The organism is Streptomyces dangxiongensis (assembly GCF_003675325.1).
GTDB lineage: Bacteria > Actinomycetota > Actinomycetes > Streptomycetales > Streptomycetaceae > Streptomyces > Streptomyces dangxiongensis.
Map to the genome: position 1 here is coordinate 4,541,181 of NZ_CP033073.1, position 21,818 is coordinate 4,562,998.

21 protein-coding genes are annotated in these 21,818 nt (G+C 72.5%); 10 read left to right on the forward strand and 11 right to left on the reverse strand.

The genetic code is table 11. From position 1 onward, the window contains the following. The first annotated feature begins 39 nt into the window (after positions 1-39). Positions 40-1,578: an MFS transporter gene (locus D9753_RS20460; RefSeq protein WP_121788307.1), complete on the forward strand. Its 1,539-nt coding sequence runs from the start codon at positions 40-42 to the stop codon at positions 1,576-1,578. Between the two features lie 89 nt (positions 1,579-1,667). Here D9753_RS20460 and D9753_RS20465 read toward each other — a convergent pair whose 3' ends face one another. Further along, positions 1,668-2,177, reverse strand: coding sequence for a MarR family winged helix-turn-helix transcriptional regulator (locus tag D9753_RS20465; RefSeq protein WP_121788308.1), 510 nt, complete (start codon positions 2,175-2,177; stop codon positions 1,668-1,670). Between the two features lie 126 nt (positions 2,178-2,303). Between D9753_RS20465 and D9753_RS20470 the strand changes: the two genes are divergently transcribed. Continuing rightward, on the forward strand, positions 2,304-3,095 hold the full coding sequence (locus D9753_RS20470) for a dioxygenase family protein (RefSeq protein ID WP_121788309.1): 792 nt from the start codon (positions 2,304-2,306) through the stop codon (positions 3,093-3,095). A gap of 1 nt (position 3,096) precedes the next feature. On the opposite strand, the gene D9753_RS20475 is transcribed toward D9753_RS20470, so the two are convergent. Next, positions 3,097-3,615 (reverse strand): GNAT family N-acetyltransferase, encoded by a 519-nt coding sequence (locus D9753_RS20475; protein ID WP_121788310.1) that lies wholly within the window; start codon positions 3,613-3,615, stop codon positions 3,097-3,099. A gap of 193 nt (positions 3,616-3,808) precedes the next feature. Here D9753_RS20475 and D9753_RS20480 point away from each other — a divergent pair, with 193 nt between their 5' ends. Both D9753_RS20480 and D9753_RS20485 read left to right on the forward strand, forming a co-directional pair. Continuing rightward, positions 3,809-4,804, forward strand: a complete 996-nt coding sequence (locus D9753_RS20480; protein ID WP_121788311.1) for a sigma-70 family RNA polymerase sigma factor — start codon at positions 3,809-3,811, stop codon at positions 4,802-4,804. Between the two features lie 627 nt (positions 4,805-5,431). Next, a complete protein-coding gene (locus D9753_RS20485; protein ID WP_449455292.1) occupies positions 5,432-6,316 on the forward strand; it encodes a TetR/AcrR family transcriptional regulator in 885 nt (294 codons plus the stop codon). A gap of 43 nt (positions 6,317-6,359) precedes the next feature. On the opposite strand, the gene D9753_RS20490 is transcribed toward D9753_RS20485, so the two are convergent. Next, entirely contained in the window at positions 6,360-7,331 is a 972-nt protein-coding gene (locus tag D9753_RS20490; RefSeq protein ID WP_205614211.1) for a helix-turn-helix transcriptional regulator, read from the reverse strand. Positions 7,332-7,393: 62 nt separating this feature from the next. On the opposite strand from D9753_RS20490, the gene D9753_RS20495 reads away from it, so the two are divergent. The 5 genes from D9753_RS20495 to D9753_RS20515 all read left to right on the forward strand — a co-directional run bounded on the left by D9753_RS20495 (position 7,394) and on the right by D9753_RS20515 (position 13,731). Continuing rightward, positions 7,394-8,968: an MFS transporter gene (locus D9753_RS20495; protein WP_394346736.1), complete on the forward strand. Its 1,575-nt coding sequence runs from the start codon at positions 7,394-7,396 to the stop codon at positions 8,966-8,968. Positions 8,969-9,330: 362 nt separating this feature from the next. After that, positions 9,331-10,092 carry a DeoR/GlpR family DNA-binding transcription regulator gene (locus D9753_RS20500; RefSeq protein ID WP_121788312.1) on the forward strand — a complete coding sequence of 254 codons (762 nt, stop codon included), beginning with the start codon at positions 9,331-9,333 and terminating at the stop codon, positions 10,090-10,092. Then, on the forward strand, positions 10,089-11,036 hold the full coding sequence (gene pfkB, locus D9753_RS20505; protein ID WP_121788313.1) for a 1-phosphofructokinase: 948 nt from the start codon (positions 10,089-10,091) through the stop codon (positions 11,034-11,036). The genes D9753_RS20500 and pfkB overlap by 4 nt, the downstream gene beginning before the upstream one ends. A 103-nt stretch (positions 11,037-11,139) precedes the next feature. After that, positions 11,140-13,356: a PTS fructose transporter subunit IIABC gene (locus tag D9753_RS20510; RefSeq protein WP_121788314.1), complete on the forward strand. Its 2,217-nt coding sequence runs from the start codon at positions 11,140-11,142 to the stop codon at positions 13,354-13,356. Between the two features lie 120 nt (positions 13,357-13,476). After that, entirely contained in the window at positions 13,477-13,731 is a 255-nt protein-coding gene (locus D9753_RS20515; protein WP_121788315.1) for a hypothetical protein, read from the forward strand. Between the two features lie 52 nt (positions 13,732-13,783). Here the strand turns inward: D9753_RS20515 and D9753_RS20520 are convergent, their stop codons facing one another. From D9753_RS20520 to D9753_RS20530, 3 genes are all read right to left on the reverse strand, one after another. After that, positions 13,784-14,530, reverse strand: coding sequence for a DUF6227 family protein (locus tag D9753_RS20520; RefSeq protein WP_121788316.1), 747 nt, complete (start codon positions 14,528-14,530; stop codon positions 13,784-13,786). Positions 14,531-14,687: 157 nt separating this feature from the next. Further along, positions 14,688-15,908: a L,D-transpeptidase gene (locus tag D9753_RS20525; RefSeq protein ID WP_121788317.1), complete on the reverse strand. Its 1,221-nt coding sequence runs from the start codon at positions 15,906-15,908 to the stop codon at positions 14,688-14,690. 226 nt (positions 15,909-16,134) lie between these two features. Beyond that, positions 16,135-17,166 (reverse strand): P1 family peptidase, encoded by a 1,032-nt coding sequence (locus D9753_RS20530; protein ID WP_205614212.1) that lies wholly within the window; start codon positions 17,164-17,166, stop codon positions 16,135-16,137. Positions 17,167-17,257: 91 nt separating this feature from the next. Here D9753_RS20530 and D9753_RS20535 point away from each other — a divergent pair, with 91 nt between their 5' ends. After that, complete coding sequence (locus D9753_RS20535) at positions 17,258-17,434, forward strand: hypothetical protein (protein ID WP_121788318.1); 177 nt, start codon at positions 17,258-17,260, stop codon at positions 17,432-17,434. Positions 17,435-17,453: 19 nt separating this feature from the next. Here the strand turns inward: D9753_RS20535 and mscL are convergent, their stop codons facing one another. From mscL to D9753_RS20560, 5 genes are all read right to left on the reverse strand, one after another. Then, positions 17,454-17,927: a large conductance mechanosensitive channel protein MscL gene (gene mscL / locus D9753_RS20540; RefSeq protein ID WP_121788319.1), complete on the reverse strand. Its 474-nt coding sequence runs from the start codon at positions 17,925-17,927 to the stop codon at positions 17,454-17,456. 138 nt (positions 17,928-18,065) lie between these two features. Then, entirely contained in the window at positions 18,066-18,710 is a 645-nt protein-coding gene (locus tag D9753_RS20545) for a hypothetical protein (RefSeq protein WP_240468231.1), read from the reverse strand. A 224-nt stretch (positions 18,711-18,934) separates the two neighbouring features. Next, complete coding sequence (locus D9753_RS20550) at positions 18,935-19,768, reverse strand: S-methyl-5'-thioadenosine phosphorylase (protein ID WP_121791193.1); 834 nt, start codon at positions 19,766-19,768, stop codon at positions 18,935-18,937. Between the two features lie 100 nt (positions 19,769-19,868). Next, positions 19,869-20,201 (reverse strand): FmdB family zinc ribbon protein, encoded by a 333-nt coding sequence (locus D9753_RS20555; RefSeq protein WP_121788320.1) that lies wholly within the window; start codon positions 20,199-20,201, stop codon positions 19,869-19,871. Positions 20,202-20,268: 67 nt separating this feature from the next. Continuing rightward, a complete protein-coding gene (locus D9753_RS20560; protein ID WP_121788321.1) occupies positions 20,269-21,564 on the reverse strand; it encodes an MFS transporter in 1,296 nt (431 codons plus the stop codon). Positions 21,565-21,818: the final 254 nt, after the last annotated feature.

The following is a 21,818-nucleotide window of genomic DNA, read 5'->3' on the forward strand; positions in this document are numbered from 1 at the left end:
CCATCTTTTCCGTCACGAAGTACCGAAGTGGGTATCCCCATGTCAGAAACAGCCCTCAAGGCTCCCGGCCTCGCCGCCCCGCGCGGTGACGCCAACCGCTGGAAAGCGCTCGTCTTCATCGCGCTCGCCCAACTGATGGTCGTCCTGGACGCCACCATCGTGAACATCGCCCTGCCCTCCGCCCAGCAGGACCTCGGCATATCCGAAGGCAACAAGCAGTGGGTCGTCACGGCGTACGCCCTCGCCTTCGGTGGCCTGCTGCTCTTCGGCGGCCGCATCGCCGACCTGTGGGGCCGTAAGCGCGCCTTCGTGCTGGGCCTCGTCGGTTTCGCCGCCGCCTCCGCGCTCGGCGGTGCCGCCACCACCGGCGCGATGATGTTCGGCGCCCGCGCCCTCCAGGGTGCCTTCGGTGCGCTGCTCGCCCCGGCCGCGCTGTCCCTGCTGGCGGTGATGTTCACCGACGCCAAGGAGCGCGCCAAGGCGTTCGGCATCTACGGCGCCATCGCGGGCGGCGGCGGCGCCGTCGGCCTGATCCTGGGCGGTTTCCTCACGGAGTACATGGACTGGCGCTGGACCTTCTTCGTGAACGTCCCGTTCGCCGTCGTGGCCGCGGCCGGCGCCTACTTCGTCATCCGGGAGCCGGAGGGCGGCCGTAACCGCTCACCGCTCGACATCCCCGGCGTGATCCTCTCCACGCTCGGCCTGGTCGCCCTGGTGTACGGCTTCACCCGCGCCGCTTCCGACGGCTGGGGCGACAGCGTGACCGTCGCCATGTTCGTCGCGTCCGTGGTGCTGCTGGTGGCGTTCGTGATCGTCGAGGCCCGGGTCAAGGCCCCGCTGCTGCCGCTGCGCGTGGTGACCGACCGCAACCGCGGCGGCATCTACCTCTCCCTCGGTCTCGCGATCATCGGCATGTTCGGCCTGTTCCTCTTCCTGACCTACTACCTCCAGATCGTGAAGGGGTACTCGCCGGTCAAGACCGGCTTCGCGTTCCTGCCGATGGTCGCCGGCATGATCACCGGGTCCACCCAGATCGGCACCCGGCTGATGACCCGCGTCCCGGCCCGCATGCTGATGGGCCCGGGCTTCCTGGTCGCCGGTCTCGGCATGCTGCTGCTGACCCAGCTTGAGATCGGCTCCTCGTACGCCGGTCTGCTGCTGCCCGCGGTCGTGCTGCTCGGTCTCGGCATGGGTACGGCGTTCATGCCGGCGATGTCCCTGGCCACCCAGGGCGTCCAGCCCCGGGACGCCGGTGTGGCCTCCGCGATGGTCAACACCTCGCAGCAGGTCGGCGGCGCGATCGGCACCGCCCTGCTGAACACGATCGCCGCCTCGGCGACCACCTCGTACGTCAGGGACCACATCGCCGGTGCCGCGGCCAAGCCGCAGCAGGAGCTGGTGAAGCTCCAGGGCATGGTGCACGGCTACAGCACCGCGATCTGGTTCGCCGTCGGCATCCTGGGCCTCGCCTCCCTGATCGCCTTCACGTTCGTCAACGCGGGCCGTCCCGGTACGACCGTGGTGGCCACCGGCGAGGACGCCGAGGACGAGCTGCCGGTGCCGGTGATCGCCCACTGACGGCCCGCCGTCCGCTCCCGCTTCGGTACGTGAGCCGGCGGAGCCGCGGCGGGTCCGCGCCCGCGGCGCCCGGCTGACCCGTGTGCGGGTCAGCGGAGCCAGGGCAGGTCCGCCCCCGCTTCGTCGGGCTGGAGGCCCTCGGCGACGATCTCCATGATCTCGCCGAGGGCCTTCTGCTGTTCCGGGGTCAGCCGTTCGAACAGCGCCTGCCGTACGGCGGTCACATGGCCCGGTGCGGTGCACCGCAGCACCTCCTGGCCCTCGTCGGTGAGTACGGCGAACTGGCCGCGCTTGTCGGAGGGGCAGTCCTCGCGCCGTACCCAGCCGTTCTTCTCCAGGCGGGCGATCGCGTGCGAGAGCCGGGAACGGGTGATCTTGGCCTGAATGGCCAGCTCGGTCATCCGCAGCCGGCGGCGCGGTGCCTCGGCGAGGCCGACCAGGAGCCCGTAGTAGACGTGCGGCATGCCCGCGTCGCGCTGCAACTGCCGGTCGAGGTGGTCCTCCAGCAGCGTGGTGGCGTGCAGGTACGCGCGCCAGACGCGCTGTTCCTCGTCGGTGAGCCAGCGGGGCGATGTGGCGGTGTCCGGTGCCGTGTTCATGGGTCCACTGTACGAGCCGGCTGCTTGAAACTTGAACAAGTCGGGCGTAAGGTCTGAACTGCGAGCTTGAGAGTTAAAGTATCTGGCTCGAGACCCGCAGTCTCTGGACCACTGGGAGCCGCCGAGATGTCCGCCACCACCCAGGAGCGCATGCCCGCCCTGTACCTCAGCCACGGCGCCCCGCCGCTCGCCGACGACCCCGTCTGGCCCGGCCAGCTCGCCGCCTGGTCCGCCGGCCTGCCCCGCCCCCGGGCCGTCCTCATGGTCTCCGCCCACTGGGAGGAGGCCCCGCTCGCCCTCGGCGCGGTCGAGACCGTCCCGCTCGTCCACGACTTCTGGGGCTTCCCGGAGCACTACTACCAGGTGCGGTACGCCGCCCCCGGCGCCCCCGCGCTCGCCGACTCCGTCCGCAAGCTGCTGCGCGCCCCCGGCATCCCCGTCCAGGACATCCCCGACCGCGGCCTCGACCACGGCGCCTACGTCCCCCTCGTCGAGATGTTCCCGGCCGCCGACGTCCCCGTCCTCCAGATGTCCCTGCCCACCCTCGACCCGGTCCGCCTGATGGACATCGGCCGCAGGCTCGCCCCGCTGCGCGACGAGGGCGTACTGATCGTCGGTTCCGGGTTCTTCACCCACAACCTCGCCGCCCTGCGCCACACCGGCCCGGGCGTGCCGAGCTGGTCCTCCGAGTTCGACGACTGGGGCCGGCGCGCCCTGGAGGCCCGCGACTGGGACGCCCTGCTCGACTTCCTGGACAAGGCCCCGGCCGGCCGCTACGCCCACCCGCGCACCGAACACTTCGCCCCGCTCTTCGTCACCATGGGCGCGGCGGAGGCGGGCGGCGAGCTGGACACGCAGAAGTCGGTGATCGACGGGTTCTGGATGGGAATGGCGAAGCGGTCGGTGCAGTTCGGCTGAGCTACAGCGGCTTCTCGTACCAGGCCACGTCCCAGTAGCGGCCGAACTTGCGCCCGACCTCCTGGAAGGTGCCGACGCGCCGGAAGCCGAAGTGCTCGTGGAGCCGGACGGACGCCTCGTTGGGCTGGGCGATACCCGCGTAGGCGCGGTGCACGTCCTCCCCGGCGAGGGCCTCGAACAGGGCGCCGTAGAGCAGCGTGCCGATCCCGCGCCCGACCGCCTCCGGCGCGACGTACACCGATGTCTCCACGGACGTCACGTACGCCGGCCTCGGCCGGTGCGGGCCGGATGTGGCGTACCCCAGAATCCGCTGTGAGTCCGCGGCCGTGGCAACCATCAGCCGGTGCGGGCCGTCTTCCGGGTGGGAGAGCAGCCAGGGGCGGCGCTCCTGCGGCGTGAGGACCACGGTGTCGAATGTGACGGCCGTCTCACGTACGTAGTGGTTGTAGATCGTCGTGAGGTTCTCGAGATCCGCCTCGATCCCCGCCCTGACCTGCATCTCGGCGGTCCCTGACGGCATCTCGCCTCCTCGCGTGGTGGGACAGGGTACTGCATGATCAGAAAAATCGGGGGGCGGGTTGGGAATTCTGTCCGGATTCCAGTCGTTGTTTCCCACGGATGCAGGGCACTCGAAGAGAGTTCCAGAGACAGTCCCCGGAGTGCTGAGCGTTCACCAGGACCACCCGCCAGCCCACCACCGCAAGGGAGCTCGCATGGCAACCCGTGCCGTCGCCCGTCGTAAGTCCGCCACCGGCGAGACGGCCGACTCGGCAAGTGTTCGCGCTCATGGCGGCGAGATCGCAGATCGCGACCTTGTCGGCATGTACCTCGACGAGATCGCGCGCACGCCGCTGCTGGACGCCGCAAAGGAAGTCGATCTCTCCCAGACCATCGAGGCGGGTGTGTTCGCGAGGCAGGTCCTCGACGGCTACGAGGAGACGAAGACGCCCGCCACCCGCGAGGAGCTGGAGACGCTGGTCGCCGAGGGGGAGCGGGCCAAGGACGTCTTCATCCGCTCCAACCTCCGCCTCGTCGTCGCCGTCGCCCGGCGCTACCCGCGAAGCGGCCTGCCCCTGCTCGACCTCATCCAGGAGGGCAACGCCGGCCTGGTGCGCGCCGTCGAGAAGTTCGACTACCGCAAGGGCTTCAAGTTCTCGACGTACGCCACCTGGTGGATCCGCCAGGCGATCACCCGCTCGATAGCCGACCAGTCCCGCACGATCCGGCTCCCCGTCCATCTCGTGGAGGAGCTGGGCCGCATCCGCCGCGTCCAGCGCGAGTTCAACCGGGAGAACGGCCGCGAACCGGAGCCGGCCGAGATCGCCGCGGAGCTGGGCTCGACACCGGAGCGCGTCATCGACGTCCTCGACTGGGCCCGCGACCCGGTCTCGCTGAACATGTCGGTGGACGACCAGGGCGAGACCCAGTTCGGCGACCTGCTGGAGGACACCTCCGCGGTCTCCCCCGAGCAGTCCGTCCTGACCCTGCTGCGCAGCGAGGAACTCGACGACCTGATCGGCCGCCTCGACCAGCGCACGGCCTCCATCATCAAGATGCGGTACGGCATCGAGGACGGTCGTGAGCGCACCCTGACCGAGGTCGGCAAGGAGCACGGTCTGACCCGCGAGCGCATCCGCCAGATCGAGAAGCACGCCCTCCTCGAACTGAAGAAGCTTGCCCGTGACACGGGATTCGACGCGGCGGCGTAGCGGAACGCAGTGGGAGACGGGGAGGGCGTGGGGCAAGAGCGTCGGGGAGCCTGGCCGCGTACGGCGCGGTGGGGTGCCGGCGGCCGTACGCGGCGGGGTGCCGACCGCACCCGGTGTGGTGCCGGCCGTGCACGGTCGTGTGCGGGCCGTACGCCGACACGGCGAAAACGGCGTACCGGATGTACGGCCTCCGCGCGGCGCGCACGCCCGTGGCGAAAGACGGCGCAAACATGGCGTGGTCCGGTCGCTTCAACCGTGGAGCCCGAGGGAACAACCCATGCGGGCCCTGTAGCGGGCCTCGCAACCGCACTCCCCACCCCCACCGCACCACCCGGCTGACCCCAGCCGACCCCATGTGAGCCACGTCCCGACGCAATCCCCCCCCGGCGCCGGGACTTCCCCGCCGGGCTCCGGCGCCCTCCCCCCCCCGGGCGTCCGGAGCCCGGCTTCTTCTTGTTCCCGGGGCCGGATCCAGGGGGCTGTGGCGGGGCGGTGGTCACGCCTGCCGGCTGTTCGTCACGGCTGTTCCGGGTGTCCGGGCACTGGAACGGCGGCCCACCCCGTACCTGAACCCCGGGGTGGACCGCCGGGATGGCAGATTCTGTCACACGGGCATAGATTGCCCGGATGAGCACCACCCCTACCCCTGCCCACCAGCCGTTTTCCGCCTCCGCGCCGGTGTCGCTCACCGAACGCCGCAAGGCCGAGACCCGGATGGAGATCGCCAGGGCGGCGGCGGCCCTCTTCGTCCAGCAGGGTCTGCGCGCGACCCGCGCGGAGGACATCGCACAGGCCGCCGGCGTCGCACCGCGCACGTTCTACCGCTACTTCGCCACCAAGGAGGAGGCGGTGGCCCCTCTCTACGCGGCCGGCGCCCAGCGCTGGACCGAGGCGGTCCGCACGGCCCCGGCCGACCTGGATCTCCCGGACGCCCTGGAACACGCCGTCCGGCACACCCTCGCCCCCGGCGTAGGCGTCTCGGCCGCGTCCTGGGAGTGGGTCCGCACCCTCATCCGCCTGGCCGACACGAGCCCGGCCCTGCACAAGGTCTGGGCCGAGGTCTGCCAGACGTCGGAGCGGGCGCTGGCGGAGATCATGACGTGGCGAACACCGGCACCGGCACCGGCGGCCCCGGCACCGGCACCGGCGAGCCCCACACCCGCACCGGCGGCCGTGCATCCGGCGGCGCCGGCCGCGACCCCGGCCCCCGCGACCCCGGCCCCGGCCCCGGCGCCGGCCCCGGCGGCGGCAGCCGCAGGCCCGGTACCGGCGGCCGGGCCGGCGCCGTCGGCCGTGCATCCGGCGGCGCTCGGGGCGAGCCCGGTGGTGGTCACCCCGGACACCCGGTTCGCCGCGGCCGTGGCCGGTTCCGCCGTCCGCGTGGCCGTGGAGTGCTGGGCCGCCACCGGGGCCCCGCCCAGCGGCCCGCAGGGTCCGGCGGCCCTGGCCCTGCGCCACCTCGCAGCGGTGCGGGACTTCGGCTGGGGAGGGGAGAAGCGGCAGGCGCGGTAGTGCCCCGCACCCCGTGAGCGCCCCCTCCCTCGGCTCAGGGGCCCTACGGCGTCGTGCTGGTGGCTCTGGAGAGGCGTTCGCCCAGTTCTCGTACGCGGGTCACGAGTTCCGCCGGGCCGCGCACGGTGAACTCGCATCCGACCATGGCCAGCCGCACCGCCAGCCACTCGACGGGACCGCCGGTTGTGCCGCGCAGGACGCAGCCGCCCGTGCCGTCGTCCTCGGGTGTCCCGGCCCACGTCGGCATCCGCGCGGAGACCTGCTCCGCCGGCGCGGCGAACCGCACGTCGAACGTGTACGTCTCCTGCCGCCGGTGGATGGACTGCCGCAGATACTCGGCGGCGCTCCCCGTCGGCAGTTCCCTCGGCGCGAACCGGACCCCGGTCGAGAACGGCCGGCTGACCCGGTCCACCCGGAACGTCCGCCAGTCGGCCCGGTCGAGGTCGTAGGCGACCAGGTACCAGCGGCGCCCGGTGGACACCAGCCGGTGCGGCTCGGTCAGCCGCCGGGACGCGCTGCCGTCCTTGTCGCGGTAGGCGAACCTGAGGCGTTCCCGCCCCGCCACGGTCGACGCCATCACGGTGAGCGTCTCCGGTGCGATGCTCGGCCCGTCTCCGCTGGTCAGCAGCGTCGTCGCGGCCTGCAATGTGGACACCCGGTGGCGCAGCCGGGCCGGCAGCACCTGTTCGAGCTTGGCCATGGCCCGTACGGACGCCTCGTCCACGCCTTCCACGGCGTGCCCGGCACCGGCGCGCAGTCCCACGGCGATCGCGACCGCCTCCTCGTCGTCCAGCACCAGCGGCGGCATGGCCTTGCCCGCGACCAGCCGGTACCCGCCGTCCGCGCCCTTCGTGGCCTGCACCGGATACCCCAGTTCGCGCAGCCGGTCGACGTCCCGCCGCACGGTACGCCGGGACACCCCGAGCCGCTCGGCCAGCTCCCCGCCGGGCCACTCGCGGGGGGTCTGGAGGAGGGAGAGGAGCTGGAGCAGGCGTGCCGGGGTGTCGGTCGTCATGAGGACCAGGATGCCGTGGATATAGGACACGATCTGACCTACTTCCGGTCTAGCGTGCTCGTATGACCTCGATCGACCGCAACGCCGAGAAGACCCGCGGCACCGGCACCGGTACCGGCCCACTCCCACGCACGCCCGCGGCGTCCGGCGACAGAACCCGCTGGCTGGCCCTGGCCATCGTCATGACCGCGGCCTTCATGGACCTGGTCGACGTGACGATCGTCAACATCGCCATCCCGTCCATCCAGCGCACCGCGCACGCCTCGGTCAGCCAGATCCAGTGGATAACCGCGGGCTACGCCCTCGCGTTCGCCGCCGGTCTGATCACCGGCGGCCGGCTCGGCGACATCCACGGCCGCAAGCGGCTGTTCCTCGTCGGCGTCGGCGGCTTCACCCTGGCCTCCGCCCTGTGCGGCTTCGCCGTGAACCCGGAGATGCTGGTCGCCTCCCGCATCCTCCAGGGCGGCATGGCGGCGCTGATGGTGCCGCAGGTGCTGTCGATCGTGCACGCCACCTTCCCGGCCCACGAACGCGGCAAGGTCTTCGGCCTGTTCGGCGCGATCGTCGGTCTCGGCGCGGTCTCCGGCCCGCTGCTGGGCGCGCTGCTGACCGAGTGGAACCTGTTCGGCCTGGAGTGGCGGCCCATCTTCCTCATCAACCTGCCGGTCGGCGTCGTCTCCTTCCTCCTCGGCCGCCGGTTCATCACCGAGTCGCGCGCGCCGAAGGCCCTGAAACTGGACCTCGTCGGCGTCGCCCTGGTCACGCTGGGCCTGCTGATGCTGCTCTACCCGCTCACCCGCGGGCGCGAGCTGGGCTGGCCGCTGTGGGGGTACGTGTGCATGGCCGGCGCGCTCGTCGTCTTCGCCGGACTGGTGGTCTACGAGCGGCGCAAGGCGGCCCGGGACGGCTCCCCGCTGATCGAGCTGTCGCTGTTCCGCGTGAAGAGCTTCGCCGCCGGCATCGCCGTACAGACCGTCTTCGGCGTCGCGCTCGGCATCTTCTTCCTGGTCTGGACGCTCTACATGCAGATCGGCCTCGGCTGGAGCCCGCTGCGGGCCGGCCTGACCGGGGTGCCGTTCTCGCTCGCCGTGTCGACGGCGGCCGGGCTGTCGGTGCAGCAGCTCGTCCCGCGGTTCGGCCGCAAGGTGCTCCAGGCGGGCGCGCTGCTGATGGGCGCGGGCGTGCTGCTCTACCTGTGGGAGGCCCGCCACTACGGTCTCGCCATCGCCTCCTGGCAGATGGCCCCGCCGCTGGTCGTGATGGGCGCCGGGATGGGGCTGATCGTCGCCCCGCTGACCGACGCGGTGCTCTCCGAGGTGCCGCGTGAGCACGCCGGTTCCGCCTCCGGGCTGATCAACACCGTGCAGCAGATGGGCAACGCGCTCGGACTGGGCCTCGTGTCGGTCGTGTTCTTCGGGGAGATCGGCGACCGGCTGACCCTGGACCGGGTCGGCCCGGCCTTCGTGCACGCCTTCCAGCACGCCCTGTGGTGGGTCGCCGGGATCATGGCCGCGATCTTCCTGCTGATGTCCGCCCTCCCCAAGCGCCCGGCGCAGCACCTGGAGGGCGCCGAGGATGTGGAGGGCGGTGCGGGCCAGGAGGCGCCGGTGGCGGGGGAGCCCGAACCGGTGTCGTGACCACGCACGCCGTGGCTCCCCGCCACGGACCCGCACCGGTGGGGCGGACGCTCGTACGAGACCGGTGAGGCCGGCGCGGTACACGCCCGTACGACCACGAGGCCCGGCGCCGACAGGTGCCGGGCCTCGTGTTGCCCGTACGCCTGTCTCGCCGTCCGTTCCCGCCGGTTCCCCCTGGCTCCCATCGGTTCCCGTCCGTTCCGCCTGTTCCTGTCAGTCCCCACTCGGGGCATGCCCGCTCACGCCCGCTCTGTGCCCGATTCTGTTTACTTCCTGGAAAGCCAGGCGTAGTCTCGCCCTTAAACCACACGTTCGGGCATGACATCGGAAGTGGCCGGACATCGAGGCGGAGGCAGACGGACATGTACGCACCGGAGCGGCAGCAGGAGATCCTCCGGCTCGCCCGTGACGGCGGCCGGGTCGACGTGCTGTCGCTCGCCGAGGAGTTCCAGGTCACCGCGGAGACGATCCGCCGCGATCTGAAGGCCCTCGACCGCGCCGGCCTCGTCCGCCGGGTGCACGGCGGCGCCATCCCCGCCGGCCGTCTCGACTTCGAGCCGGACCTCGCCGAACGCGAGACCACCGCCGCCGACGAGAAGGACCGCATCGCCAAGGCCGCCCTCGCCGAACTGCCGGCCGAGGGCACGATGATCCTCGACGCGGGGACGACGGTCGCCCGCCTGGCCGCCGCCCTCCCGCTGGAGGCCGGCCTCACCGTCGTCACCCACTCCCTGCCCATCGCGGCCCGCCTCGCGGACCATCCCGGCCTGCAGCTCCACCTCATCGGGGGGCGGGTACGGCACCGTACGCGCGCCGCCGTGGACGCCTGGGCGCTCCGCGCCTACGGCGAGATCCGCGCCGACGTCGCGTTCGTCGCCGCCAACGGCTTCTCCGCCGAGCATGGTCTGACCACCCCCGACCTCGCCGAGGCCGCGGTCAAGCGCGCGGCGATCGCCGCCGCCCGGCGCGTGGTGCTGCTGGCCGACTCCGCCAAGCACGGCCAGGAGCACTTCGCCCGCTTCGGGGGCCTGGGCGACGTGGATCTGCTGATCACCGACAGCGGGCTGAGCCCCGAGGACACCGCCGTCATCGAGCGCGGCGGCACGGAAGTAGTGCGCGCATGATCCTCACCGTCACCCCCAACCCGTCCCTCGACCGCACCTACGAGGTGCCCACCCTGGAGCGCGGCGAGGTCATCCGCGCCACCGGCGAGCGCATGGACCCCGGCGGCAAGGGCGTGAACGTCTCGCGCGCCGTCGCCTCCGCCGGCCGGCGCACCGTCGCGGTCCTGCCCCTGGGGGGTGCGCCGGGGGCGCTCGTCGCCGAGCTGCTCGACGCGCAGGGCATCGAGGTCGCGCCGGTCCCGGTCGCCGGCGCCACCCGCTCCAACATCGCGCTCGCCGAGGACAACGGTGTGCTCACGAAGATCAACGCGCCGGGCCCCAACCTGACGGCGGCGGAACAGGAACTGCTCCTGGACACGGTCCGTGCCCAGTCGCGCGACGCCGACTGGATCGCGTGCTGCGGCAGCCTGCCCCGGGGGCTCACCCCCTCCTGGTACGCCGACGTCGTCACGCGGGCGCACGCCGGCGGCGCGCGCATCGCCCTGGACACCTCCGGGCGTGCGCTGCTGGAGGCGCTGCGCGCGCGGCCCGACGTGGTGAAGCCGAACGCCGAGGAACTCGCCGAAGCGGTCGCCCGCCCCCTCGCGACCGTCGGCGACGCCCTCAAGGCGGCCGAGGAGGTGCGTGCCATGGGCGCAGGCGCCGTGCTCGCGAGCCTGGGCGCCGACGGCCAGCTCCTGGTGTCCGACGCCGGCGCCTGGTTCGGCAGCGCGCGTGTGTCCGCCGTCCGCAGCAACGTCGGCGCCGGTGACGCCTCCCTCGCCGGCTTCCTCATCGCCGGCGGCACCGGCCCCGGCGCCCTGGCCTCCGCCGTCGCCCACGGCGCCGCCGCCGTCCAGCTCCCCGGCAGTGTGATGCCGGGCCCCGCCGACCTGGACCCGACGGCGGTGACGGTCACGGCCGACATCCCCCTCGACCGTGAACTGACGGAGCCGGCGCCATGACCCCCCTCCCCGGCACCACCCCGCCCCGCTCCCCCCACACCACCCCCGTCCCCACCACCGCCCACCCGTTCCTCCGGGCGGTACGCGTGCAGAGGAGCCCGCGATGAGCGACATGATCACCGCGGACCTGGTCGATCTCGACCTGTCCGCCGACACCAAGGAAGCGGCGGCCCGTGCCCTCGCCGAGCGCATGGTGGCCCAGGGCCGGGTGACCGACCTGGAGGGCTTCCTCGCCGACGTCGCCGCCCGCGAGGCCCAGATGCCGACCGGCCTCGACGGCGGCATCGGCATCCCGCACTGCCGCAGCACCCACGTCACCGAGCCGTCCCTCGCCTTCGGCCGCAGCGCCACCGGCGTCGACTTCGGTGCCGCGGACGGCCCGGCCGACCTGATCTTCCTGATCGCGGCACCCGCCGGGGCCGACGACGCCCACCTGACGATCCTCTCCTCCCTCGCCCGCCAGCTCATGAACGCCGAGTTCACCGCCGCCCTGCGGACGGCGGACGACGCGGAGACGGCCGCGGCGCTGATCCGCGGGGACGAGGCGCCGTCGGCGGAGCCGGGCGCGCAGGGTGCCGCCGCGAGCGCCGGTGACGAAGCCCCCGGTGACGCGGCCCCCGAGGGTGAGACGGGCGCTGAGGGCGCGGAAGGCGCCGCTCAGGGCACCGGAGGCACCTTCATGGACACCGCTGCGGCGCCGGCGGCGGCCTCCGCCGGCGCCGCAGCGGGCAGCGGCACGGCGGCCAACCCGCCCACAGCCGCCGCCACCGGTTCCGGCTCCGGAGCCGGAACCGCCTCCGCCTCCGGCGAGCGTCGCTTCCGTATCGTCGCCGTCACCTCCTGCCCCACCGGCATCGCCCACACCTACATGGCGGCCGAGTCCCTGGAGAACGCGGGCCGTGCGGCCGGTGTGGAACTGGTGGTCGAGACGCAGGGCTCGGCCGGCTTCACCCGGCTGGACCCGGCGGTGATCGCGGCGGCCGACGGCGTGATCTTCGCGCACGACGTCCCCGTGCGCGACAAGGACCGCTTCGCGGGCAAGCCGACCGTCGACGTGGGTGTGAAGGCGGGCATCACCCGTCCCGCCGAACTCATCGCGGAGGCCCGCCAGAAGGCGGCGCGCGGTGAGGCGAGTGCCCCGGCGCACGCGTCGGCCGGCACGCCGGTCGAGCGCGCGGGCGACTCCACCGAGGGGTACGGCACCAAGCTACGCAAGTGGCTGATGTCCGGCGTCAGCTACATGGTCCCGTTCGTCGCCGCGGGCGGTCTCCTCATCGCGCTGGGCTTCGCGATCGGCGGCTACGGCGTCAAGAACGCGCCCTCGGTCATGGACCACTTCCTGTGGAGCCAGGCGGAAAGCTGGGGCGCGCTGCTGTTCCAGATCGGCGGCGTGGCCTTCGGCTTCCTGGTCCCCGTCCTGGCCGGCTACATCGCCTACGGCATGGCGGACCGCCCCGGATTGGTCCCCGGCTTCGTCGGCGGCATGATCGCCTCGACCATCAACGCCGGTTTCCTGGGCGGCCTGGCGGCCGGTCTCCTCGCCGGCGGCGTGGTGATGGCGATCCAGAGGTTCGACGTACCGGCGGCGATGCGCGGCATCATGCCGGTGGTGGTGATCCCGCTGATCTCCACGGCGATCGTCGGCTTCCTGATGTTCGTCGTGATCGGCAAGCCCATCGCGACGGCCCAGAAGGGTCTGACCGACTGGCTGAGCGGCCTCACCGGCACCAACGCCGTCCTGCTCGGCGCCCTGCTCGGCCTGATGATGTGCTTCGACCTGGGCGGCCCGGTCAACAAGGTCGCCTACACCTTCGCCACCGCCGGTATCGCCGTCGCCAACCCCAGCGACTCCGCCATGCAGATCATGGCCGCGGTGATGGCGGCCGGCATGGTCCCGCCGCTGGCGATGGCCCTGGCCACCACCGTGCGCGGCAGGCTGTTCACCCGGACCGAGCGCGAGAACGGCAAGGCCGCCTGGGTCCTGGGCGCGTCGTTCATCTCCGAGGGCGCGATCCCGTTCGCGGCGGCCGACCCGCTGCGGGTCATCCCGTCCGCCATGGTGGGCGGTGCGCTCACCGGCGCCCTGTCGATGGCCTTCGGCGCGACTCTGCGCGCCCCGCACGGCGGCATCTTCGTGGTCCCGCTGATCGGCAACCCGTTCCTGTACCTGGTGGCCGTCGCGGCCGGCGTCTGCGTCTCCACCGCCTTGGTGGTCGTCCTCAAGGGCATGCGCAAGCAGGCTCCCGGGTCCCCGGCCGACGACCCCGCCCCGGACCCGGCCACCGCACCGGAGGGAACCAGGCAGCCGATAGCGGCCTGACCGCCGCGCCGGTCCGTGCGGCGCCTTGTCCCTTTAGTTCGCTGTGAGTTGTTCACGGCACCTGCGAGATACGTCACGGTCCGGGCCCGAAGTCCCGGACCGTGGTGTGTACTGGGGTGCATGCCTGAGCACGCCCCGACCCTCCAGTTGATCGGCGAGGCCGTCCTCGCGGTGGCGGCCGTCGCCTGGGCCGTCGTCCTGGTGCGTCTGCTCCGCCTGCTGCGCCGCCCCCGGGCCACCGCCCGGCGCCGCGCCACGAGGCTCCCGGCGCTGCCGCGCCAGACCCGGGTCGGCCCCCCGCTGGAGTCCGTCGAGCTGACACCCGCGGAACAGGACGCGTTCGCCGGCCTCGTACGGCAGCTCGCCGACGGCTGACCCCGGAGCTGTCCCCGTCACCCCTGCCGCAACGTCACCCCTCCCGGCACCGTCAGCCCTGCCGCGTCGCGCGCCTCTCCATGGCCTCGCGGGCCGCGTCCTGCGACAAGTACACCTCGCACATGTGCCGCCCGTCGGGGGTCGCCGTGTGCTCGACCTCCCACAGGGAGATCTCGGTGCCGTCCGGCAGCAGGAAGGCGTGCTCGTACAGCGTGTAGTTCAGCCCCGCCCGTCCGGCCCGGCCGGGCCGTCCGAAAGCCTGGGTGATCTCGTGCGCGGTCGCCGTCGCCAGCAGCGCCGCCGTCTCCGCGCCGGGCCGGTCGGCGTTCTCCGCGCGGCGCAGGAGCCGGCGCGCGTGGTCCGCCGAGTCACCGGAGGCGAACGTGTGCCGGGGCTCGGGAACCGCCCACAGCCGCATCAGCGCGGGCAGCTCGAACTCCCGTGTGTCCGGCGGCATCCCGAGCCGTGCCGTGGCGGCCTGCAGCTCCTCCTCGTCGGCGTACACCTCGTGCTCCGGGGCGCTGCCGGGCATGGGGTTGTGCACCAGCTCCCACAGCGTCACCGCCGCACCGTCGGCGAGCAGCCAGGTGTGCCGGTACGTCTCCCGGTGCAGCCCCGCGCTGTGGTACGCGGAGTGCAGCGAACTGTCGTGCGCCAGCGCGCAGTCCAGTCGCCGTAACACCTCGTCAGGCAGTTCGAAGGAGTTCAGGGCACGGCCGAGGAGTCGCGCGAGATGCTCCTCAGGAGACTCGGGCGACTCGGCTGGTTCGTACGCTGCGGTCTCGTACGGAACGCTCAAGGCATCTCCCGGCGTTGCTGCATGTCACCTTGTGGGTGCATACCGTAGCCCCTCGGTCGGACATCATGCCCGGGAACCGGGAAAACGTACGCCGGGAAAACGCGCGGGCCGCGCGAAATGTTCCCGCACGGCCCGTCGTACCGTCAAAACCCGCCGGTCAGACGGCGCTTCCGGCGGTCCAGGCGCTCCAGGACATGTTCCAGCCGTTGAGTCCGTTGTCGGGGGCGACCGTCGCATCGGGGGAGTTCTTGACGATCACGACATCCCCGACGAGCGTGTTGTCGTAGAACCACTTGGCGGACGTGGCGCCCTGCGCCCCCTGCACGTCCGCGAGCCCGACACAGCCGTGACTGGTGCCCTCCCGGCCGAAGGGCGGGTTGCCCTTGTCGTACCAGTAGTTGCCGTGGATGAACGTCCCCGACGACGTCAGCCGCATCGCGTGCGGGACGTCCGCGATGTCGTACTCCCCGCCGAACCCGACCGTCGAGCCGTTCATGCGGGTCTGCACGAACTTCTCGGAGACCACCATCTGCCCGTTGTACGTCGTGTGCTGCGCGCTGCCCGCCGATATCGGCACCGACCGGAAGGTCTTGCCGTCCCGCACCACCGTCATCGTCTGTGTTCCGGCGTCGACGGTGGAGACCTGCGACCGCCCGACCGAGAAGGAGACGTTCTTCTTCTGCACGCCGTAGACGCCCTTGGCGCCCTCGACCCCGTCCAGGTCGACCTTCATCGTGACCTTGGACCCGGCCTTCCAGTACTCCTGCGGCCGGAAGTCCAGGCGCCGGTCCCCGAACCAGTGCCCGACCACCTGCTGGCCGCTGCTGGAGTTCACCGCGATGTGCGACTGCACGGCCTTCTTGTCGGTGATCGCCTTGTCGAAGGTGAACGACACCGGCATGCCCACGCCGACCGTCGTGCCGCTGTCCGGCGTGTAGGTGCCGATGAAGCTGTTCGACGAGGTGACCGTGGTGAAGATGGAGTTGGCAGCCGCCGTCCGCCCCTGGGCGTCCTTCGCGGTCGCGGCTATCCGGTACTTCGTCCCGCGCTCCAGGTGCTCCTTCGGCTTCCACCTCCCGCCGTCCGCCGATATCGCCCCCGGCACGGTCTGCGCCGACCCGGCCACGGTCATCTTCACGTCGGTCAGCCGGCCGCCGCTGACCTTCACCCCGGTGGCGTTGATGGACGCGCCGGTCGAACCGTCCTTGGCCGATATCGCTATCTCCGCCGTCGACGTCTTGGGGGAGCCCTGGCCGCCCTTGCCGTCGTCCTTGCCGTCGGCGGCGCCGCCACCGCAGGCGGTCAGGGTGAGGGCGCCGACCATCAGGGCGGCACAGGCCCCGAGTACGCGCCGCGCTGCAATGTCCGGCGTTGTCACGGGCTGCTCCAGTTCATGTGATGTGCGTGGTCCGTTCCAGTGCGTGGAGAAAGAGGGAGCCGACGCCGGTCGGGGTTCCCTCCGGCCCCCGTTGACGCCATCACGTGACAGAACCGCGACAAAGCGACGCCGTGAGCGGCGCACCCCGTCCCACCAGCCCAACCCAGCCCAGCAGCCAGCCCCGGCACGGGCGTCCCGCGAACAGCGCGCAGTGACCGCCCGAGTCCTACTCCTGCCTGTGCCCGTACAGCTCCCCGTACGACGGCCACACCCCTCCCGGCCCGTCGACCGACCCGGCGGCGCGCACCGCCCGCACGATCGCGCGCGTCACCAGGTCGGCGCCGGCGGCCAGGATGTCGTTGAGCGCCAGCGGATGCGTCCCGAGCGCGCGGGCGCCGGTCGCCAGCGCGAACACCGTGTCCCCGTCGTGCAGGAGGTGCACCGGCCGCACCGCGCGCGCGATCCCGTCGTGCGCCGTGCCCGCCAGCTTCTGCGCCTGCGCCTTGGAGAGGTCCGCGTCCGTCGCGACCACCGCCAGCGTCGTGTTGAGCGGTGCCGGCGCGTTCCGGTCGGCGACCTCGTCGAGACGCCGGCGCGCGGCCTCGTGCACGCGCCGCTCCGGATATGTCACCCGTCCCTGGAAGAACTCCCCGTACAGCGCGCCCGTGTCGGGGTCCGCGACCGATCCGGCCGCGTTCGCGACCACCAGCGCCGCCACGGTGATGCCCGAGCCGAGCACCGTGCTCGCGGTGCCCACCCCGCCCTTGAGCCGCCCCGCGACGGCGCCCGTACCCGCGCCCACGCACCCTTGCGGCACCCGGGCGCCGGAGGGACGGGCCGCGGCGTCCTCCACCGCGGCGCGCCCCGTCGCCGCGTCCGGACGCGCCCGGAAGTCCCCGCCGCGGCCCAGGTCGAAGACGCACGCGGCGGGCACCACCGGTACGACGTGCGCCGGATCCGTCCCCACCGGCACCCCGCGCCGCTGTTCCTCCAGCCAGGCCATCACCCCGGAGGCGGCGTCGAGCCCGTAGGCGCTGCCTCCGGTCAGCACGAGGGCGTCGACCTTCCGCACCACGTTGCGCGGGTCCAGCGCGTCGGTCTCCTTGGTGCCGGGGCCGCCGCCGCGGACGTCCACGGCGGCGACGGCGCCGCCTACGGGGGCGAGGACGACGGTGGTGCCGGTGAGCCAGCCGTCCCCGCTCCGGGTCGCGTGCCCCACCCGCAGTCCGGCGACGTCGGTCAGTGCGTCAGCTGTCATGCACGCCAGTCTGGCCCAGCCCCACCCCGCCGGGGAGTGACGGCCGGAGCAGTGCGCCAGGCCGTTCCGGCGGGCGCCGTACCCTGGTGGCATGAGCACCGCCCCCGAACCCGTGCCGCGTGACCCGAAGCCCGCGCTGGTCTTCGACGACCCGCTGGAGCAGCAGTCGTCGGACGACACCGACCGCGGGTGGGGCGAGCGCACGGACCGTGACAGCGCCGCCGACCTGAAGCGCTTCCTCGACGAGAAGCCGCCCCACCACCTCTGAGCCGTCCGCGGGAGGACCTCTAGCGCTCGTAGTCGGGGCCGCGCTGCGCCACCAGCGCGTCGCGGATCTCCTTGAGCACCTCCACCTCGGTCACCTGCACGACCTCCTTCGTGCCCTCCCGTGCCTCCTTGCGGGCCGCCTGCCGCGCGAGGTACTTCGACATGGGCAGCACCATCAGGAAGTACACCACCGCGGCGGTGGTCACGAAGGTGAGCGTGGCCCCGAGGACGGAGCCCCACAGGATCGGTACGCCGCTCTTGACCGTGCCGTTCGCGCTCACCTGGCACGGGGCCTTCAGGCACGAGCTGTAGTTGTCGAGATTCTGGGTGCCGATCGCTCCGACCAGCGGGTTGATGATTCCCTTCACCACCGCGTTGACGATGTTCGTGAAGGCCGCGCCGATCACCACCGCCACGGCCAGATCGACGACGTTGCCGCGCATCAGGAAGGCCTTGAAGCCGTGCCAGACGCTCGGTTCCTTCTTCGCGCTCACCTGGGGGACTCTCCTCGCATGCACAGGGTGTGGAACAAAACCCTCCGCAACCTACGTCACGGTGTGGCCATGGTGTCCAGTTCCGCAGCCCGATCAATGCCCTCGACAGGAGGCCGCCGAGCACGCGGGCGAGTGAGGTCAGCACAGTGTCACCGCCAGGCGGGCCGTCGCACTCGCGCCTACCAGCCGTGCCGCCGTGGCCCGCGGCGCCGCCAGCACGACCAGGGCCCCGCTCCCGGCCGTACCGTCCAGCGGCTCCGGCACCTTCGTCACCCGCACACCGCGCGCGAGCACCCGTGCGCCGCCCCCGGCCGCCGGGTCCTCCGCGGCGATGACGTCGACCCGGTCACCGGGCCGCAGGAGCCGCACCGTGGCGGCGTCGGCGATCCGCACCGGTGCCGTCACCATGTCCACCGTCGCGTGCCGTCGTACGGGCTCCGCCGGCCGGTGCCCGCGGGCGGGGTCGGCGCCGTGCGCTTCCGGACCCGTCCGGGGTCCGGCGGCCACGAGTGCCGCCGCGGTCACCGCGAGGCCGGCCACGACGGCCCGCCTGCGGTGCCGTACGAGCCGTTGCAACTGATAGCGCCCGCCGCGTACGCGCACCGGATCGAACGCGGGCACCTCGTGGGTCGCCGGAGCATCCGTGCCCAGCGGGCGCGGGGGCCGCAGCGGAACCGGCAGCGCGGCACGAGCGGGTGGGCGGGAAGGCGAGGAGCGCGAGGACGGGACGGGCGAGTACGGGACGGGCGGGTACGGGCTGGGGGAGGACGAGGGCGAAGGCATGGGGATCACCGCCTGCGACGAGGAATTCGGCTTGCCCTGCCACCATGGGGCCTCACACCGGATCCCGTCGGACACGGTGGATCACCGACCGATTGTGGACAACTCGCTCACCCGAACGGGCAGTTCCGCACGGTGCCCCCACCGCTCCACCCGATGCCACCCCACCGCTCCGCCCAGTGCCGCCCCCGCGCTCCGCCCAGTGCCGCCACGCCCCCCGCCGCGCGTCACGGCAGCTCGAACCCCGGGTCCATCCCGCCGAGCGCGTTCCCGCACAGGCAGTCCCGCGCCCCGGTGTCCGGCAGCGCCGCCACCGCGTCGAACAGGACGCCGCGCAGCCGGTCGACGTTGGCCGCGAACACCCGCAGCACCTCCTCGTGGGAGACGCCCTCGCCGGTCTCGGCGCCCGCGTCGAGGTCGGTGACCAGGGTCAGCGACGCGTAGCACAGCTCCAGTTCCCGGGCGAGCGCCGCCTCGGGGTGGCCCGTCATACCCACCACCGACCAGCCCTGTGCCTGGTGCCACAACGATTCTGCACGCGTGGAGAAGCGCGGCCCCTCGACCACGACCAGCGTGCCGCCGTCCACCGGTTCCCAGTCCCGTCCGCGCGCCGCCTTCAGCGCTGCCGCCCGCCCGGTGGGGCAGTACGGGTCGGCCATGGACACGTGCACGACGTTCGGCACGGTGCCGTCGGGCAGCGGCAGCCCGTCGAAGTACGTCTGCGCCCTGGACTTCGTACGGTCCACGAACTGGTCCGGGACGAGCAGGGTGCCGGGGCCGTACTCGGGACGCAGGCCGCCCACGGCGCAGGGGGCGAGAACCTGTCGGACGCCCACCGAGCGCAGGGCCCACAGGTTGGCGCGGTAGTTGATGCGGTGCGGCGGCAGATGGTGACCCCGGCCGTGCCGGGGCAGGAAGGCGACCCGCCGGCCGGCGATCTCGCCGAGGAAGAGGGAGTCGCTGGGCGCCCCGTAGGGGGTGTCGACCTGGACCTCGGTCACGTCCTCCAGGAACGAGTAGAAGCCCGAGCCGCCGATTACACCGATCTCTGCGTTCGCCATGACCAGCACACTAGCTGGCGGCGGATCCGTGGGGGAGCAGGTCCCGGAGAGCGCGGAAGACCCCGCCGTCGTAGGACGGCGGGGTCTTCGGGGAGAGGTCTCAGGCGGCGGAGCTGCTGCTGGAGGAGCCGGAGCCCGTCGAGGACGAACCCGCGGAGGACGAACCCGAGGACGGGGTCGCCGACGAGGCCGCCTTCGAGTCGGACGACGACGAGCCCGACGACGACTTCGACGCCGGCGCGCTGCTCGACGTGGAGCCCCGCGAGTCGTTGCGGTAGAAGCCGGAGCCCTTGAAGACGATGCCGACCGCGGAGAAGACCTTCTTCAGGCGGCCGTGGCAGTTGGGGCACTCGGTCAGGGCGTCATCGGTGAACTTCTGCACCGCCTCGAGGCCCTCGCCGCACTCGGTGCACTGGTACTGGTAGGTCGGCACTGTCTTCCTCCTGGCACTCTCACTCAATGAGTGCTAACGACGGTCCATAGTGACGTATTCCCGGGGATCAGTCCACCGTGACCGGCACGCGGTGACCGACGCCACGTGCGACCGTGCGGTTGCGGGGCGGCGGGACCAGCCGGGAGCGCAGCGCCAGCAGGGTGATCAGCGCTAGCACGGTGCCGGCCATCGGCACCAGGAATCCCGCGCCGTCCCACAGCCGGTCCTCGAGCTGTCCGGCGACCGTCACGGCGGCGGCCTGGCCGAGCGCGACGGCGCCGGTCAGCCAGGTGAAGGCCTCCGTGCGGGCACCGGCCGGGACCAGGCCCTCCACCAGTGTGTAGCCCGTGATCAGCGAGGGCGCGATGCACATGCCGACCAGCAGGCCGAGCGCGGCGAGCAGCAGCACCGAGTGCGCCGTCCACAGGGCGGACGCGGCCAGCGCGAGTGCCGCGTAGCCGACGACCAGGCGCTTGTGGGGCGCCACCTTCCAGGCGATCGCGCCGCAGACGATGCCGGACAGCATGTTCCCGGCGGCGAAGGTGCCGTAGAGGACGCCGTTCAGGCCGGGCTCGCCGATCGACTCGGTGAACGCCGCCAGGGACACCTGCATGCCGCCGAAGACCGAGCCGATCCCCAGGAAGGTCACGACCAGCACACGCACGCCGGGGATGCGCAGGGCGGAGACGTGCTGCACGCGCGCGTGCCCGTCGTCGCCGGTCACCGAGGGCTGCGTGCTCTTCTGCGCGGCGAACAGCAGGCCGCCGACGAGGGTCAGCGCGGCCTCCGTGACCAGGCCCGCCGTCGGCGCCACGGCCGTGCACAGGGCGGTGGCCAGCAGGGGGCCGAAGACGAAGGTCAGCTCGTCCGTGACCGACTCGAACGCCGCCGCGGTGGTCATCAGGGGCGAGCCCTGGAGCTTCACGCCCCAGCGGGCCCGCACCATCGGGCCGACCTGCGGCACCGAGGCGCCCGTCGGGACGGCCGCGAGGAACAGGGCCCACAGGGGCGCGTGCCCGAGGGCGAGGGCCGTCAGTGTCAGGCCGGCGAGCGTGTGCACCAGGACGCCGGGGACCAGCACGGCGCGCTGTCCGTAACGGTCCGCCAGACGGCCGCTGTAAGGCGCGAACAGCGCCATGGAGACACCGGTGGCGGCCGCGACGGCACCCGCGGCGCCGTACGAGCCGGTGGTGTGCTGCACCAGCAGCACGATGGAGATGGTGAGCATCGCGAACGGCTGACGCGCCGCGAAGCCGGGGACCAGGAACGTCCAGGCGCCGCGGGTGCGCAGTAGCTGTCCGTATCCAGGGCGGGACGACGCCTGCGGGTTCTCCGCCGGCTCGGTGGTGACCGTGGACGCCACGGCCCGTGCCTTTCTTCCGCCTGGTAGCGCGCCCGTGCGGGGGCGCCGAGAGCTGTCCTCTTGCGCGGAACTGCGGTAGATACCGGGGCCTCTGCGAAAGGGCGTTTCCGGCCGCCATACGGTCGCGCCAGCTCTGCATCAGGCAGAGTTGGTTCGATCAGTGCGCCTTTATCGTACAGGGATCAAGGCTTTGCGCCCCTGTGAAGATGAGCACCGTCGGGCGTGTCCGCCTGTGATCGGCGCGGGTGTGAATC

Excerpts from the sequence above, each read along its gene's own strand:
- D9753_RS20510 (WP_121788314.1), top strand. The coding sequence starts at position 11,140 with ATGAGCGACATGATCACCGCGGACCTGGTCGATCTCGACCTGTCCGCC.
- D9753_RS20475 (WP_121788310.1), bottom strand. The coding sequence starts at position 3,615 with ATGCCGTCAGGGACCGCCGAGATGCAGGTCAGGGCGGGGATCGAGGCG.
- D9753_RS20550 (WP_121791193.1), bottom strand. The coding sequence starts at position 19,768 with ATGGCGAACGCAGAGATCGGTGTAATCGGCGGCTCGGGCTTCTACTCG.
- D9753_RS20535 (WP_121788318.1), top strand. The coding sequence starts at position 17,258 with ATGAGCACCGCCCCCGAACCCGTGCCGCGTGACCCGAAGCCCGCGCTG.
- D9753_RS20500 (WP_121788312.1), top strand. The coding sequence starts at position 9,331 with ATGTACGCACCGGAGCGGCAGCAGGAGATCCTCCGGCTCGCCCGTGAC.
- D9753_RS20460 (WP_121788307.1), top strand. The coding sequence starts at position 40 with ATGTCAGAAACAGCCCTCAAGGCTCCCGGCCTCGCCGCCCCGCGCGGT.
- D9753_RS20485 (WP_449455292.1), top strand. The coding sequence starts at position 5,432 with ATGAGCACCACCCCTACCCCTGCCCACCAGCCGTTTTCCGCCTCCGCG.
- D9753_RS20470 (WP_121788309.1), top strand. The coding sequence starts at position 2,304 with ATGTCCGCCACCACCCAGGAGCGCATGCCCGCCCTGTACCTCAGCCAC.
- D9753_RS20465 (WP_121788308.1), bottom strand. The coding sequence starts at position 2,177 with ATGAACACGGCACCGGACACCGCCACATCGCCCCGCTGGCTCACCGAC.
- D9753_RS20545 (WP_240468231.1), bottom strand. The coding sequence starts at position 18,710 with ATGCCTTCGCCCTCGTCCTCCCCCAGCCCGTACCCGCCCGTCCCGTAC.
- D9753_RS20490 (WP_205614211.1), bottom strand. The coding sequence starts at position 7,331 with ATGACGACCGACACCCCGGCACGCCTGCTCCAGCTCCTCTCCCTCCTC.
- D9753_RS20515 (WP_121788315.1), top strand. The coding sequence starts at position 13,477 with ATGCCTGAGCACGCCCCGACCCTCCAGTTGATCGGCGAGGCCGTCCTC.
- D9753_RS20495 (WP_394346736.1), top strand. The coding sequence starts at position 7,394 with ATGACCTCGATCGACCGCAACGCCGAGAAGACCCGCGGCACCGGCACC.
- D9753_RS20530 (WP_205614212.1), bottom strand. The coding sequence starts at position 17,166 with ATGACAGCTGACGCACTGACCGACGTCGCCGGACTGCGGGTGGGGCAC.
- D9753_RS20480 (WP_121788311.1), top strand. The coding sequence starts at position 3,809 with ATGGCAACCCGTGCCGTCGCCCGTCGTAAGTCCGCCACCGGCGAGACG.
- pfkB (WP_121788313.1), top strand. The coding sequence starts at position 10,089 with ATGATCCTCACCGTCACCCCCAACCCGTCCCTCGACCGCACCTACGAG.